The following is a 15,399-nucleotide window of genomic DNA, read 5'->3' as shown; positions in this document are numbered from 1 at the left end:
ATTTAACAGTCAAATTTAATACTCAAGCTATTCGAGCATAATGACTTTTTAGTCACGTTTTAATTAAGTTTCCTTTCGGAACTCATTTAAAGTAAACATAATTCTAAACGTTATCGATTTATTATGAGTACTTTTGAAAATTTAACCATAAGTTGTGCCGATGGCTATGGCTTAAGTGCACGTTTTTACAAGGCGAAACATCCAACTGACAAGTTACCTGTTTTGCTTTGCCCTGCAACGGGTATTACTCAAGGTTTTTATCACGACTTTATTGAATGGCTGACTGAACAAAACTTAGATGTTTTAGTTTTTGATTATCGTGGGATTGGAGCATCACTGCATGGTCCAATTCGACAATCAAATGCAAGTATTCAAGATTGGGGACAATTGGATATTCCTGCGGCAATTCAAGTGTTGCTTGCAAAAACAGGAAAAGACCAAGTTATTTTAATTGGACATAGCGCTGGCGGGCAACTTCTTGGCGTTGTACCAAACTATGACAAAGTTGCACAAGTGATTGCTATTTCGGGTTCAACAGGACATGTTAAAGGTTTGAAAGGTCGAACTAAACATCTGGCACCTGTCATGTTTAAGCTTGTATTTCCAGTTTCAAGTTTATTTAAAGGCTACGGCGCAACAAAAATGCTCGGCATGGGGGAAAACCTTCCAAAAAATGTTGCTAAGCAATGGGCTCTCTTTTGTAGTAAACCTGGTTATGTCATGAACGCTATTGGTAAAACCATTTTTGAGGATTTCCATCAAGAAATTCAATGCCCTATTACGGTGTATTGGTCTTCCGATGACGAAATTGCCACAAAAGCCAATGTTCAAGATCTATTGCGTTTATATCCAAATGCAAATACCAATATGATTGAGTTAAAACCTCAAGCACATGACCATAAAGCCATTGGGCATATGCTCATGTTTAGAAAATCACATCAAAACTTGTGGCCATTGATGACGAAAAATATTTTTAATTAAAACTTTCCGTTTTAAGCACTTAAATAAGTAATCCTATTTAAGTGCTCTTTTTATTTCAGCACTCTTTTGTATCTAAGATTCTTTTTAAACATTTACATTCTTTAAAATAAAGAATTATTAATTACAATAAAATGCTTAAAAATAATACTAAAAATCAAAAAACTCTCTCCTATACACTTAGTTTTGATACTAAAAATATACTTCTAATAAAAAAATAACTTAATGATTTAATTTAAAAACTATTCTTTTTAAAGTCATTGTTTTGCATATTCGTCAATATCGTTATCTATTTATATTCTATAGATAAATTTTAAATATGTTATGTTTAATACAAAATTTGTAGAATATATAACATGGATATTTCCTTGCTGGTTTCAAGCCTGCCCACACAAAGTACGGCGACACGTATGAGAGTATGGCGGTCTATCAAAAATTGTGGGGCAGTCACGCTGAGAGATGGTGTTTACTTGCTACCATCAGCTTTCGCGAATACCTTTGATGAAATTGCTCAAGATCATCAAAATGAAGACGGTAAAGCTTATATTTTTCATACCCAATGCCCCGAAAATATTGATCTATTTAAACTGTTTGATCGAGAAGAAGAATATTCAGAATTTTTAAATCAACTGAAAATGCTTGAAAATGAATTAGGTATAACTAAGAAGAATGAACATTTAAAACACATCAGGAAATTAAGAAAAAATTTAAATCATTTAATTCAAATCGATTATTTTCCAAAACCGATACAAAAACAATCTACGAAGACACTGAATGATCTTGAATATAAAATCACCCGTTTGGGGGAAATTAATGAACCTCAGATGAGCTCGCAAACAATACAAACACTACAAGCTGAACATTTTCAAAATAAAGTTTGGGCAACACGAAAACGTCCGTGGATTGACCGACTTGCATCCGCATGGTTCATTCAAAAATTTATCGATTCATCTGCTCGATTTAAATGGTTGGACTCCCCATCTGACTGCCCTACCGATGCAATTGGCTTCGACTTCGATGGTGCAAAATTCACTCATATCGACTCCTTTGTGACTTTCGAAGTGTTAATGCTCAGCTTCGACCAAAGTACGCCTGCATTAAATAAAATTGCCGAAATTGTCCATTACCTCGATATCGGTGGTCACGAACCTGCTGAAGCTGTTGGTTTTGAAAAGGTTATTCATGGTTTAAAAACCACGATTTTAGACGATGACCGACTCCTAACACTCTCAAATCATATTTTTGATGGTTTATATGCAGATCTACTTGGAGAAACACATGAATCCTCAAAATAATGAAAATATTAAAGATATTGAAAATAAAATTGAAAGTGTTAATTTTTGGCATGCTATTTTATTTTGGTTCAAACTTGGTTTTATTAGCTTTGGTGGCCCTGCTGGTCAAATTGCAGTCATGCATCAAGAGCTTGTCGAACAGAAAAAATGGATTTCTGAAAAAAGGTTTATGCATGCTTTAAATTACTGCATGCTCTTACCTGGCCCTGAAGCACAACAACTGGCAACTTATATCGGTTGGTTGATGCATAAAACCAAAGGCGGTTTAGTTGCAGGCATTCTGTTTGTTCTTCCCTCATTGTTTATTTTGATTACGTTGTCTTGGGTGTATATCAAATTTGGGAATGTTCCTATTATTGCAGGTTTATTTTACGGTATTAAACCTGCAGTCACAGCGATTGTCTTTCATGCAACTTATCGCATTGGTAGCAAATCATTGAAGAATAAATTTCTTTGGTTAATCGCTACACTGGCATTCATTGCGATTTTTATTTTCAATATTCCTTTTCCTATGATCGTTTTATTTGCGGCTTTAACAGGTTATTTCACGAGTAAAAAATATCCTGAGCTGTTTTCAAATCAAGCACATCAATCGAGTAGTAAGTCCTACGGCAAAGCCATCATCGATGATGATACGCCTATCCCTGAACATGCTGTATTTAAATGGTCTCGACTTATTAAAATTATAGCAATCTCAGCTTTATTGTGGTTCGTCCCATTCACAAGTTTGTTTTATATTTTCGGCTGGAATCATACTTATACTCAAATGGCATGGTTTTTCACTAAAGCAGCCTTGATGACCTTTGGTGGTGCGTATGCTGTTTTACCATACGTTTATCAAGGTGCTGTCAATTATTATCATTGGTTAAGTCCCACCCAAATGATAGATGGATTGGCGCTCGGTGAAAGTACTCCCGGACCTTTAATTATGGTGGTGGCTTTTGTAGGATTTATTGGTGCATATAGTCATCACTTATTAGGTGTAGATCAACAGTTCATCGCAGGTGCATTGGGTGCAGTGATCGTGACGTGGTTTACTTTTATATTCTCATTTTTATTTATCTTGGCAGGTGGGCCAATTATTGAATCGACACATAATCAAATTAAATTTACTGCCCCATTGACGGCAATTACTGCTGCTGTGGTGGGTGTTATTCTAAATTTAGCATTGTTCTTTGGCTATCATGTCTTATGGCCCAAAGGGTTTGCAGGTTCATTTGATTATGTTTCTGCACTTATTTGCTTAGTTGCCATACTGGCATTATTCAAATTTAATCAAAGTGTTTTAAGAGTAATTGCTTTATCTGCGCTTACAGGTTTAGTCATTAAACTGTTCTTTTAAAAAATGGTGTTTTAAAATATGCGCTAAAGTTTAAAATGAGTAGGAATAACTATTCCTACTCAATTAATATCAATGGCAATGACGTTCACCCGTTTTACTATTTTTATGACAACCTTCTGAGTCTGTGCCTCCTGAGTGAGCATTAATATTTGTAGAGGCAAAGATAACTAAACATACCATTAATATTTTATTCACAATAATTCCTTTTAAATCAATTTAATACAAGAATTTTAACTCTACAATATTTCATCAATTACTTAAAATTATTTTTAATGCAATTTTAAATCGTATGAAACCATCTTGGTTAAAAAACAAATCATCAGACCTTAACCATGTACTTCAAATATGTTTTAGCAATAAAAAATGCCTCAATTGATGAGGCATTTTTATATCTTAAAAGAGTATTTAAATCTTAAATTTATGACTTAATCGATTTAAGCAAACTGTTCAGGACGGGTAATTTTAACTGTTTTGATTCGATTTTCATCCATCTCAACCACTTCAAACCAAATGCCCTCTTGTTCGATCTGAGTACCGACTTTGGCTTCACCTTGTGTCTTATCCAAGATTAAACCTGCAACACTGAAATAACCAGAATCTTCTTGAACCAGATCTAACATCCCCAACTCTAATTCAAGTTGATAAAGATCTAACATTCCAGAAGCTTTCCAAGTGGTTTCATCAAGCTTGACCAATTCCAGTTGCTCATCCGCATCTGGGAATTCACCTGCAATCGCCTCGAACACATCAAGTGGTGAGATCAAACCTTGAATATTACCAAATTCATTACTCACCAAAACCAAAGAACCTTTCGAAGTTCTTAGCGTGTGAATCGCATCAATCACCTTCATTTTCTCAAAAATAAAGATTGGACGATGACGTTTTAACAACGCCTGTAATTGCTCAGGTTCGTCTAAAACATCGATTAGTTCTTTGGCACGTACGACAGTCACCACTTTATCCAATTGCCCACGGCAGACTGGAAATAAGCTATGCGGTACAGCCAAAATTTGTTGACGAATACTTTCAGGATCATCTTCAAGGTTGATCCAAGAGATCTGATTCCTTGGCGTCATAATCGATGCGACAGAACGCTCTGCAAGGGTTAATACACCACCGACCATATAACGTTCTTCATCACCAAAGGCTTTTTGTGCAGCCAAGGCTTCAGGTGTTTGTAATAAATCAGCGTCTAACTTACTTCCCATCATCTTGAGAATTGAATCCGCAGTGCGATGACGTAAAGGAATTTTTGATTCATGCTTTTCGGCATTTCGGCTTGAAAATTGGTTAAATGCTTCAATCAAGATCGCAACACCAATACCTGAGTAAATATAGCCTTTTGGAATATGGAAACCGAAGCCTTCTGCAATCAAACTTACGCCAATTAACAATAAGAAGCTTAAACATAGAATCACGACTGTAGGATGTCTATTTACAAAGCTTGTTAATGGTTTTGAAGCAATTAACATCACGATAACAGCAATCGTCACCGCAGCCATCATCACATAAATATTATCCACCATACCGATTGCTGTAATCACTGAATCCAGCGAGAAAACCGCATCAAGTACGATAATTTGAGCAACGACCGCCCAAAAACTTGCATAAACCACTGCGCCAGTGCTTTTAACTTCTGGCTTTCCTTCCATTTTTTCATGCAGCTCTGTTACTGCTTTATAAACAAGGAATAGCCCACCGAATAAGAGAATTAAATCCCTTCCAGAAAATGAAAAATCAGCAAAAGTGACTAAGGGTTTGGTTAATGTAACCAACCAAGAAATGACAGACAATAAACCTAGACGCATCAATAAAGCTAAAGACAAGCCAATGATACGAGCCTTATCACGTTGTTCGGGAGGTAGTTTATCTGCAAGAATGGCAATAAATACGAGGTTATCAATCCCCAGTACAATTTCTAAAACAATCAGGGTTAAAAGACCAACCCAAATACCAGGGTCTAATAAAAATTCCATTATTAGATCTCCTGCTTTTTATTATAAAAAGAAGACAAAAATAAGTTTAACCTACACGGCGACGGATCCATGAATGATACCTTTTCAACAATATTAGTTTAATTATGCACAATATCTAAGATTTGTAATTACTTTTCATGAAAAATTTACATTTTAGTATTTTATAAATTTGGCAAAGCTTGCATAAATAATCGTTGCTAATAAAAAAATTATTCAACTTTAGTCTAAAAATGGCCCCAAATGACCATGACAAGTTTAACAAGGAAAATTAGTATAATTTGCAACGTATCTAACAACATTTAAACTAGACTTAACAATATTTACAGAAAGTATTTTTAGTCCTGAATCACCTAATTTCTGTAATGATTTATTACACTTACGGAATGTAGTGTCATAGTTCAGATTTTCATCTTTATGAAAATATTAAAAATGATTATTTTCAAATTCTTAAAACAATATTCACACAACAAATAAATAAACCTACACCAGTTATGACTATTGCGACAGAATTTTTTCATCATAAAGCCAAGTCTCATGCACTTAATTTTTCATTAGAATAAGACCACAGTCAGCATTGTTTAGTTATTGAACATTTTGACTCAGTCGCTTTAGTTTTTCATCAATACTAAGGCACGTAAAAGTGAATAGGATTAACCGCTATGACAAGTGTAAATGCATTGACTTTTAAAAAAATTTCAAAGACTATTGCAAATACAAGCTATGCAGGAACTGATATCAATCTTGATTCAGCCCTAGAACAGCATCCGGTCAAAGTCATAGTTACGCAAGAGAATAATAAGCAAGAATTGACCTACAATGTCATTCTTGAAAATGCAGATCTGACAGCACAACTATCAGATACGAAAGCTACCAATTCTCAATTGCAAGAAAAAGCAACTAAATTTGCTCAAAGTATTGTCGCGTTTCATCAAGATAAAGATAGTTACACTATGTCTTTAACTAGACAGTTCTGCCTAAGTTTACTCCAAGGAAAATCGATATTTTATGGATTTTCCTTGTTTTTTTACATTAAGCGATTGATCACGTCTTGATTCAACTATTCAAAATAAAATATTATTAAGCCTTTATTTTGGCTATAATTACAAAAAATCAGGGTTACCTAATGACTAAGAAATATTCAAAATTTTTGCCATCAGCAGAAAATTTTAATATAGAAAGTTTTCCTTATTACTGGATTACTCAAGTACATGCACAATACGTATTGAACGTAGATCATGTTTTAAAAAAATATGGCGTGGACAATTCAAGACGGCGTTTATTGATTTCTTTAGAGGCTAAGCCTAATGCCAGTGTTTCAGAACTTTCTGAAATGATTGTTTCTAAAATGTCAACAACCACTAAAATCGTGTATCGCCTAAAAGAAGAAGGCTTAGTTGAAACTTTTTCTTGTGAGCATGATGCGCGTATTACTCGGGTCAAACTTACTGAGTCTGGCAAACAAATGACTCAAAAAATTAATGACTTAATGAGTGTGGTACTCGAACAATCATTTGATGGTTTGACACCATTACAAATTGAAAAAATGATGGAAAGCTTAAAGCATATTTTTAAAAATCTTTCTCATTAATAGAATAAAAATTAGTCAAACATATTGATCTGTAGAGTGTTTTTGTTGTGCCTTTGTTTTGGACAGTAATAACACTCAAACTCCTCTACAGGAAACCCTTTAATAAAACTCATTATATTCGGCTGTTTCAGTGACAGCCATTCTTCTAAACGGTGTTGTGGTATCACCACGATGGAACGCTTATCCGTTCTTGGTTCATGAAACTCTTTCATCATTTCGTGATGATGAGCATCCATACTCAACATGGTTGCTGAACGCACAACTTCACCACTTTTCAATCGGGTAATTTCATACAGCGCAGCAATATAAAATGCTTGGCCATCTTTTCGTCTAACAGCCCAACGCTGTGGTTTACCATTGATATATTTTGATTCGTAAAATTCACTTACAGGAATAACACCAAACTGACATTTAGCAAATGCTTCGCTAAAGCTTGGTTTTTCCATGACTGTTTCATTGCGAGCATTGTAGGTATGCTTAGCAACCTCTTTATCCTCTGCCCACTTCGGGATTAAACCAAAATTTACTAAACGCCACTCTATTCCTTGATTAGATTGGAATAGCAATGGTGTTTGAAAGCTTGGAAATATCTCTTCTTCATATGCGAATGGGATTATTGGCAAACGGAGTTGCTCAACTTGTATCAGACTAATGGGTTTAAAATTGGCACACATACAATAAAATATGATTTCAAACGTTAGATTTTATTCAAACAGCATTTCAAAAAAAGAAGGTAAATCTACATTTACCTTCTGAACACCTATTGATTATTTAAAAATCTTTTTCATTTTCGCACTTAAACCATGGAAAAACTTATGCTTCGCATTGGCTTTTTCACTGGTTAAAAAGTTAATTTGAATCGACTGGCGTTGTCCTTCATAAGGAATATAACCATGCCAACCATTGTCTGTCACTTTAAAAGCAACCAATGCGCCGGGACCTGCATTGATTTCAGCAACATAGTTATTGATATCTTTGTCATCATTTAAAATGCGTAAACGGCCATTTGGTGCATCCCATGATTCATTTAAATAAATAAGGACGGTTAATAACTTACTCTTAGAATCACTATGAATACGCCCATCTTTTTGACGTGAATAACCACGTAAAGTGATCATCATTGGATGCTCCATAACATTCACATCAAATTTATCTGTCAAGATTTTACGAAATTCTGGTGTATCTAATGACTTTAAGAATCGATCAAAATTTGGTTTAATTTCAACATCTTCAATGTTAAAACTTCCACCCTGCTCAATTTTTGGAAAATCTTGGATTACAGCTTGTACTTCGTTGTCCGCCAATGCATTTTCAACGACAAAAAAAGGATAAGGAGCGCTAGAAACTTCAGCATTTTTCAATGCATCTAATTTAAGAATTGATGACATTTATAATTCAACTTAAAGATTGATTCTTTTAAATTGTAGCAGAGATTTATGATTGTTTGAGTAATCTCCAACTTAGCTCAACAAAATTTATATAACTGGACAAGAATAACAAATCATAAGTTTTAATTGAAATCCCGCAGTTAAAATCGCATCAATAATACATCACAAGTATAACCACCTATTTTTAATGGCAATGTGATGGATTCAATTCTCATGATTAATATAAAAGCCCTCAAAACAAAAAAACCTCCGAAGAGGCTTTTTTGACTTTATACAGCAGTGAAATTAATCACCTGTATAACCTTTTAATTTCAAACGTGAAGCATGTAGTAATGGCTCAGTATAACCCGATGGTTGCTCACCACCTTTAAATACAAGGTCATATGCTGCTTGATATGCATAACCATTAAATGCAGGCGCCATAGCTGTATATTCTGGATCACTCGCATTCTGCTCATCCACAATCTTCGCCATACGTTGCATAACTTCTTCAACTTGTTCTTTGCTAACGATACCGTGACGCAACCAGTTCGCAACGTGTTGTGAAGAAATACGTAGCGTTGCACGGTCTTCCATCAAACCAACGTTGTTGATATCTGGAACTTTCGAACAACCTACACCTAGATCAACCCAACGAACCACATAACCTAAGATACCTTGAAGGTTATTTTCAAGCTCTTTGGTTTTTTCTTCGTCAGTCCAGTTTGTATCTGTCGCTAAAGGCGGCGTTAACAAATCATCAAGAGATAATGGCTCAACTTTCAACAACTCTTGTTGACGAGCTGAAACATTGCAATGATGATAATGGATTGCATGAATCACTGCACCAGATGGCGATGGAACCCATGCACAGCTTGCACCAGCTTCAGGATGTTCAATTTTGGTGTTATACATGTCTAAAAGCATATCTGGTTTAGGCCACATACCTTTACCGATTTGTGCTTTACCACGTAAACCTGCTTGAAGACCGATCATTACGTTACGGTTTTCGTATGCTGGGAACCAAGTTTGAGACTTCACTTCGCCTTTACGAACGAATGGGCCCGCTTCCATAAAGGTATGGATTTCATCACCAGTACGGTCCATGAAACCTGTATTAATGAAGATCGTACGGTCTTTTGCTTGAGCAATACAGTTTTTCAAGTTTACAGATGTACGACGTTCTTCATCCATAATACCGATTTTTAACGTTTTCTCAGGTAAACCTAACGCTTGCTCAGCACGTTCAAATAATTCAACAGCAAATGCAACTTCTTCAGGACCATGCATTTTTGGCTTAACGATGTACATAGAACCTTTACGAGAGTTCTTGTTTTCGTTTTCGCCTTTGATATCTGCAAAAGACAACAATGGTGTGATCAATGCATCCATAATGCCTTCGTAGATTTCAGCACCATCTACAAGGATCGCTGGATTCGTCATTAAATGACCCACGTTACGAAGAAGCATCAATGAACGACCATGAAGCGTCGTTTCTCCACCGATCAAGTTTTTATGCGTACGGTCTTTGTTCAATGTACGAGTAACAGTCTTGCCGTTTTTCTCGATAGATTCTTCCAAAGTACCTTTCATCAAACCTAACCAGTTACGGTAGCCTTCAACTTTTTCTTCTGCATCTACAGCAGCAATCGAATCTTCTAAATCTTGAATCGTTGTTAAAGCAGCTTCAAGAACTAAATCTTTAACGCCAGCAGCATCAGTTTTACCAATTGGGCTATTCGCATCAATTTCGATAATAACGTGCAAGCCATTATTTAATAAAACGATTTCTGTTGGAGCCGATGCTTCACCATTAAAACCAACAAATTGTGCTTCTTTTGCTAAAGTCGATGTTGAACCATCTTTTAATGTTGCAACAAGCTTTTTGCCTTCTATTGCATATTTCGTCACATCTGCATGCGAGCCATTTGCCAATGGGAATGTTTCATTCAAGAAGTTTTTAGCAAATGCTACAACTTTGTCGCCACGAACCGGGTTATAACCTTTACCTTTTTCTGCGCCGCCATCTTCTGGGATTACATCAAAGCCGTAAAGTGCATCATAGAGCGAACCCCAACGTGCGTTTGCAGCATTTAAACAGTAACGTGCATTACGCACAGGTACTACTAATTGCGCACCAGCCAATAATGCGATTTCTTCATCTACATTTTCTGTGCTGATGTGGAAATCTTCTACTTCTGGTACTAAGTAGCCAATTTCTTTAAGAAAAGCTTTATAAGCTTCCAGCTCAAATTTATTATTACGGTGCCATTCATCAATTTTAGCCTGAATGTCATCACGCTTAGCTAAAAGCGCTTTATTCTTAGGGCTAAGATCGACAACAACTTGCTCAAAGTTTTTCCAGTAAGTTTCACTGTCTAAACCAGAACCTGGTAGTGCTTCATTCTCGATGAAATCGTAAAGTTCTTTAGCAATCGCTAACTTGCCTTTCTGAATACGTGCAGTCATTGTCTTTCCTGATATTGCTACTTTTTATAACAAGAGTTTCTAGTATACCGATTTAAACCATGCTGAATAGTATTATCACATTGCTAAATAGTGATCATTTTAATTTAAATAAATGCAAGCATTCATTCTAAAAATAATGATTAAAAATGAGACAATATCATCAACTTGGATCGCTTTTTACAGTGTATAAAGTTTTTAAAATGTCGAAATTAGACTAAAGTGCCGAATAAGTGCTAATTGATCCATTTTTTACAATACACTTTACTTCCTTATGTAAAGATTAAGCCACGAATATAACAAAATGTCGATAAAGCAAATCAACAATTATGTTTAAAATTATTGTCTTTTCTTGAATCAAAAAAAGCACTCATTTGAGTGCTTTTAATTTTAATCAGTATTCACTATTCAGCCTGCGATTCACCCGAATCTTTAATTAGTCGGTGCTCTGACTGTAAGTAATCATCTGATTGCATTTCAAGTAAACGTGAACGTGTTCTTTCAATTTCAAAAGAAAGCTTCTCACCTTCATAAATTTCAATAATTGAATCTTCTGAGGTTAACAGTAACTTCACACCACGGTCATAAAACTCATCGACTAAATAAATAAAACGACGTGTTCCTTCAGAAAGCGTATCAGTTAAATGCGGAACATTACTCACTAAAACCGTATTATAAATATTGGCAATCTCAATAAAATCAGAAGGACTGCGTGGTTTCATACACAGCTCTCTAAATTCGCACCACAACACATCTTCAGTGTGTCCAATCGTTTCAACCACACGATTATTGATTTGAATCGGTTCTTCTGAAATAACTTGTGAACTGGTAAGCGCATTAAAACGTTTCGCCATCCAAATTTTATTATCATCGCTTAATGGTGTTTTAAATAATTGAGCTTGTTTAAGCACACGCAAACGATAGTCTACGCCTGCATCTACATTTAAAACCACACAATGCGTATTCACCATTTCAATCGTTGGTAAAAAACGGTCACGATGAATACCATTTTTATATAAACCATCTGGTGCAATATTCGATGTTGCGATTAAAGTAATACCGCGAGTAAATAGTTTTTGGAACAGATCACTAATAATCATGGCATCTGTGACGTTTGATACAAAAAACTCATCAAAACAAATCACTACAGCTTCTTTGTAAATTTGATCTGCCACCAAATCAAGCGGATTGCGTTGCCCTGCTAGCTTATTCAGTTCTTTATGAACAAATTGCATAAAGTGGTGGAAATGCATACGCATTTTACGACGAAACGGGATCGACTCATAAAACTGATCCATTAACCATGTTTTTCCACGCCCTACGCCACCCCACATATAGACACCACGTGGTGCAGTTTGGCGTCTAAAACGACGGAATGCTTTTTTCGAAGCTTTATATCGATTAATTAATTCTTGCCATACTCGCTCCAATTCATGCACAGCATGCGCTTGAGCATCATCGGGTAAAAATTGACCAGATGATAAAGCTTTAGCATAACGTTCTGCGGGTGATACGGGAGAAAATGCAGTATTGGGCATTGAATTTTGATCTAACATATGGCTAAGGTACTTTTAATGGCTAGGGAGATTATATCGAATATTTAGTTTTGATAAATAAAACTTTGGCATAATTCCAATTTAAAAAACGAGTCGTCATTTTCATAATTTCATTACACTTCTTTATTTACCGTATTGTCTTGGACTTTGTCCAAACCAACGTTTAAATGCATGATTAAATGCTGCAGGCTCTGAATAACCGAGCAGTTCAGCTATCACTTCAATTGAATATTCTTTATATTCAATTAAGCGCAAAGCTTTATGTTTAATCAATTGCTCACGAATTTGCTTATAACTGGTATTCAATTGCTGCAACTGATGTCGCAATGTTCTTTCTGGCAAATTTAAAGCTTGTGCAACCTCTGCCATTGAAGGAATGATGCCTTGTTGCAATTCTAAATAATCATTTACACGTTGAATCAATGCTGGCACTTTGACTTCTTCAGCATTTAATCGTGCTAATTCTTCAACACATTTAATCTCATAAACACGATGTGTGATTGAATCTGCTGAAGGTATTTTTAGTTGCATCACATCATGATTAATCCAAAATGATGCTTTATCACAATCAAAGTGTAGGTTTGAACCGTAATAATCTTGATATTGCTTTAATACTTCTACATTTTGAGGTTGTGCAAAAGGTAACTCGATTCTCACACTGGGTGCAGTTAGTCCCATCATTTTATAAATATCATCTAAGAACTTATACGTACCTGATATTTCACATTGTGCCCTTAACAAACCCATTTCAGAATCTAAATCGATCGGTTGGTAAGTTAAAGCAATTTGATGTTCACTATTTTCAATGCCCAATACACCATATAAATAAGTTAAACCCTGATATTGAATGCCTTTTTGAATTGCATCATAAACAGTACTGCACGTCACCAATAACATAAGTAAAGGACCATAACCCGCTAGAGAATAATGCTTACCAATAAATAATCCTGTTTCAGGTTCTACATCTTTACCAATAACTTTTAAAATATCCCATTCAAGACTTGGATGAATAATTGAACTTGGATCTAAAGCATCTGCTTTGATTCCAATACTCTCAAGTCGTGAATCCACGTCTATTCCTGCATTACGCATACCGTGAATTAAGTACATCAAGCCGAGTATTGATCGTTTCATCTTGTCTTCAAATATTTATTACAACAACTTTTTACTATAAAGAGCCAGTTTTGGAAATTGCCGAATATATCAATATTTATGTCAAGGCAATCATTATCCTCTATGTACATTTCGATTATTCTAAACAAAATTAAAGCACACTGAGTTAATAACAATGGGCACAACGCAAACAACAACTGTACAGATTCAAAGCACTCAAGTCGCCATTATTGGATCGGGTTTTGGAGGTTTAGCCACCGCTATACGTTTAATCCAAGCCAATATTCATGATTTTATTATTTTAGAAAAAGCCAACGATGTCGGTGGGACTTGGCGTGAAAACCAATATCCTGGTGCTGCTTGTGATGTGCAATCTCACATGTATTCTTTATCTTTTGCGCCCAAACTTGATTGGTCAAAACGTTATGCCGAAGCCCCTGAAATTTTTGACTATATTCAAGATTTAATCCGTGAATATGATTTAAAACAATATATTCAGTTCAATCATGAAGTTGTCACAGCACAGTATGATGAAAACACATTAAATTGGCATTTAACTTTAAAAAATGGGCAGCAAATAAACGCTCAATTTGTTATTTTTGCCTCTGGCCCATTGCACGTACCGCAAGTACCTAAAATCAAAGGCATCGAAAAATTCAAAGGTGAAGTTTTCCATTCATCGCAGTGGAATCATCAATATAATTTAAATGATAAGAATGTTGCTTCTATTGGCACTGGTGGCAGTGCAATTCAGTACATTCCTGAAATTGCAGATAAAGTAAAAAATCTTTATGTATTGCAACGTACACCTGCTTGGGTCATACCGCGCGATGAACGTACTTATAATACATTTGATAAAAAGCTGTTTAATCGTTTTGATTGGTTTAGAAAATTACACCGCGCTCGCCTCTATTGGTCGAATGAATCCCGCGTCGTGCCAATCGTGCAGCCGCAAATCATGAAATATGGTCAAAAACTTGCAGAAGCTTTTATTAAATTCCAAGTGAAAGATAAAAATACCGCTCAAAAACTCACTCCCGATTACGTTATGGGGTGTAAACGTATTTTAATTTCAAACAAATATTACCCTACGTTTAATCGTAAAAATGTTGAACTAGTTACCGATGCAATTCAAGAATTGACCGAAAATAGTATCATCTTTAAAAATGGTGAAGAACGCAAAATTGACTGCCTAATCTATGGTACTGGTTTTATCACAGACCCACGTATCTACCTGAAATCATTCCAATGCTATGGCGAAAATGGGATTGAACTCAAAGATGCTTGGAAAGATGGTGCTGAAAGTTATTTAGGCATTAGCACCAAAGGTTTTCCAAACCTATTCCAATTACTTGGGCCGAATACGGTTTTAGGGCATAACTCTGTGATTTTTATGATCGAAGCGCAAGTCCATTATATTTTACAGCTCATGCAAATCGTCAATAAAACCTCTACTCAAGCGATCGTAGTGAAGCCCGAAGTTCAAGACAAATACAACGAACAGGTTCAACACATGTTAGAGGGCACAGTATGGCAATCAGGTTGCGTTAGTTGGTATCAACAGGATGGTGGCAAAAACTTTGCATTATGGCCAACCTATACTTGGAAATATTGGTTAAAGACACGCAAAGTGAATCCTGCTGATTTTCAATTACTTGGCAATCAACAAATCCAACATAAAACATCCCGCGTTGCATAAACTTTGTCTATAATATGTA

General features: G+C 35.5%; 13 protein-coding genes. 6 read left to right on the top strand and 7 right to left on the bottom strand.

From position 1 onward, the window contains the following. The first annotated feature begins 123 nt into the window (after positions 1 to 123). The 3 genes from CDA10_RS07485 (at position 124) to chrA (ending at position 3,615) form a co-directional block, all read left to right on the top strand. A complete protein-coding gene (locus CDA10_RS07485) occupies positions 124 to 981 on the top strand; it encodes an alpha/beta hydrolase family protein (RefSeq protein WP_089604982.1) in 858 nt (285 codons plus the stop codon). A gap of 353 nt (positions 982 to 1,334) precedes the next feature. Continuing rightward, complete coding sequence (locus tag CDA10_RS07480) at positions 1,335 to 2,273, top strand: chromate resistance protein ChrB domain-containing protein (RefSeq protein WP_089604981.1); 939 nt, start codon at positions 1,335 to 1,337, stop codon at positions 2,271 to 2,273. Further along, the gene (gene chrA / locus CDA10_RS07475) at positions 2,257 to 3,615 is read left to right on the top strand and encodes a chromate efflux transporter (RefSeq protein WP_089604980.1); all 1,359 of its coding nucleotides are present in this window, start codon (positions 2,257 to 2,259) and stop codon (positions 3,613 to 3,615) included. The genes CDA10_RS07480 and chrA overlap by 17 nt, the downstream gene beginning before the upstream one ends. 69 nt (positions 3,616 to 3,684) lie before the next feature. Here the strand turns inward: chrA and CDA10_RS16770 are convergent, their stop codons facing one another. Both CDA10_RS16770 and CDA10_RS07470 read right to left on the bottom strand, forming a co-directional pair. Continuing rightward, positions 3,685 to 3,795 (bottom strand): YHYH domain-containing protein, encoded by a 111-nt coding sequence (locus CDA10_RS16770; protein WP_106408077.1) that lies wholly within the window; start codon positions 3,793 to 3,795, stop codon positions 3,685 to 3,687. A 254-nt stretch (positions 3,796 to 4,049) separates the two neighbouring features. Beyond that, positions 4,050 to 5,591 (bottom strand): TerC family protein, encoded by a 1,542-nt coding sequence (locus CDA10_RS07470; protein ID WP_089604979.1) that lies wholly within the window; start codon positions 5,589 to 5,591, stop codon positions 4,050 to 4,052. 659 nt (positions 5,592 to 6,250) lie between these two features. Here CDA10_RS07470 and CDA10_RS07465 point away from each other — a divergent pair. Both CDA10_RS07465 and CDA10_RS07460 read left to right on the top strand, forming a co-directional pair. Then, a complete protein-coding gene (locus CDA10_RS07465; RefSeq protein WP_089604978.1) occupies positions 6,251 to 6,643 on the top strand; it encodes a hypothetical protein in 393 nt (130 codons plus the stop codon). A 71-nt stretch (positions 6,644 to 6,714) separates the two neighbouring features. Next, complete coding sequence (locus CDA10_RS07460; RefSeq protein ID WP_089604977.1) at positions 6,715 to 7,179, top strand: MarR family winged helix-turn-helix transcriptional regulator; 465 nt, start codon at positions 6,715 to 6,717, stop codon at positions 7,177 to 7,179. Positions 7,180 to 7,190: 11 nt separating this feature from the next. On the opposite strand, the gene CDA10_RS07455 is transcribed toward CDA10_RS07460, so the two are convergent. From CDA10_RS07455 to CDA10_RS07435, 5 genes are all read right to left on the bottom strand, one after another. Beyond that, the gene (locus tag CDA10_RS07455) at positions 7,191 to 7,853 is read right to left on the bottom strand and encodes an SOS response-associated peptidase (protein WP_089604976.1); all 663 of its coding nucleotides are present in this window, start codon (positions 7,851 to 7,853) and stop codon (positions 7,191 to 7,193) included. 93 nt (positions 7,854 to 7,946) lie between these two features. After that, a complete protein-coding gene (locus tag CDA10_RS07450; protein WP_089604975.1) occupies positions 7,947 to 8,567 on the bottom strand; it encodes a 2OG-Fe(II) oxygenase in 621 nt (206 codons plus the stop codon). 285 nt (positions 8,568 to 8,852) lie between these two features. After that, on the bottom strand, positions 8,853 to 11,015 hold the full coding sequence (locus CDA10_RS07445) for a malate synthase G (protein WP_089604974.1): 2,163 nt from the start codon (positions 11,013 to 11,015) through the stop codon (positions 8,853 to 8,855). 401 nt (positions 11,016 to 11,416) lie between these two features. After that, entirely contained in the window at positions 11,417 to 12,568 is a 1,152-nt protein-coding gene (zapE, locus tag CDA10_RS07440) for a cell division protein ZapE (protein WP_089604973.1), read from the bottom strand. Positions 12,569 to 12,691: 123 nt separating this feature from the next. Continuing rightward, on the bottom strand, positions 12,692 to 13,702 hold the full coding sequence (locus tag CDA10_RS07435) for an AraC family transcriptional regulator (protein ID WP_089604972.1): 1,011 nt from the start codon (positions 13,700 to 13,702) through the stop codon (positions 12,692 to 12,694). A 154-nt stretch (positions 13,703 to 13,856) separates the two neighbouring features. On the opposite strand from CDA10_RS07435, the gene CDA10_RS07430 reads away from it, so the two are divergent. Next, the gene (locus CDA10_RS07430; protein WP_089604971.1) at positions 13,857 to 15,380 is read left to right on the top strand and encodes a flavin-containing monooxygenase; all 1,524 of its coding nucleotides are present in this window, start codon (positions 13,857 to 13,859) and stop codon (positions 15,378 to 15,380) included. The last annotated feature ends 19 nt before the right edge of the window (positions 15,381 to 15,399 follow it).

The sequence above is a fragment of the Acinetobacter piscicola genome (assembly GCF_002233755.1).
In the GTDB taxonomy this organism is placed as follows: Bacteria; Pseudomonadota; Gammaproteobacteria; order Pseudomonadales; family Moraxellaceae; genus Acinetobacter; species Acinetobacter piscicola.
This window is presented reverse-complemented; position numbering and strand designations above follow the sequence as displayed.

Bases quoted from the DNA above. Each gene is read 5' to 3' on its own strand.
- chrA (WP_089604980.1), top strand. From the start codon at position 2,257: ATGAATCCTCAAAATAATGAAAATATTAAAGATATTGAAAATAAAATT.
- CDA10_RS07485 (WP_089604982.1), top strand. From the start codon at position 124: ATGAGTACTTTTGAAAATTTAACCATAAGTTGTGCCGATGGCTATGGC.
- CDA10_RS07480 (WP_089604981.1), top strand. From the start codon at position 1,335: ATGGATATTTCCTTGCTGGTTTCAAGCCTGCCCACACAAAGTACGGCG.
- CDA10_RS07430 (WP_089604971.1), top strand. From the start codon at position 13,857: ATGGGCACAACGCAAACAACAACTGTACAGATTCAAAGCACTCAAGTC.
- CDA10_RS07460 (WP_089604977.1), top strand. From the start codon at position 6,715: ATGACTAAGAAATATTCAAAATTTTTGCCATCAGCAGAAAATTTTAAT.
- CDA10_RS07455 (WP_089604976.1), bottom strand. From the start codon at position 7,853: ATGTGTGCCAATTTTAAACCCATTAGTCTGATACAAGTTGAGCAACTC.
- CDA10_RS07435 (WP_089604972.1), bottom strand. From the start codon at position 13,702: ATGAAACGATCAATACTCGGCTTGATGTACTTAATTCACGGTATGCGT.
- zapE (WP_089604973.1), bottom strand. From the start codon at position 12,568: ATGTTAGATCAAAATTCAATGCCCAATACTGCATTTTCTCCCGTATCA.
- CDA10_RS07470 (WP_089604979.1), bottom strand. From the start codon at position 5,591: ATGGAATTTTTATTAGACCCTGGTATTTGGGTTGGTCTTTTAACCCTG.
- CDA10_RS07445 (WP_089604974.1), bottom strand. From the start codon at position 11,015: ATGACTGCACGTATTCAGAAAGGCAAGTTAGCGATTGCTAAAGAACTT.
- CDA10_RS07450 (WP_089604975.1), bottom strand. From the start codon at position 8,567: ATGTCATCAATTCTTAAATTAGATGCATTGAAAAATGCTGAAGTTTCT.
- CDA10_RS07465 (WP_089604978.1), top strand. From the start codon at position 6,251: ATGACAAGTGTAAATGCATTGACTTTTAAAAAAATTTCAAAGACTATT.
- CDA10_RS16770 (WP_106408077.1), bottom strand. From the start codon at position 3,795: ATGGTATGTTTAGTTATCTTTGCCTCTACAAATATTAATGCTCACTCA.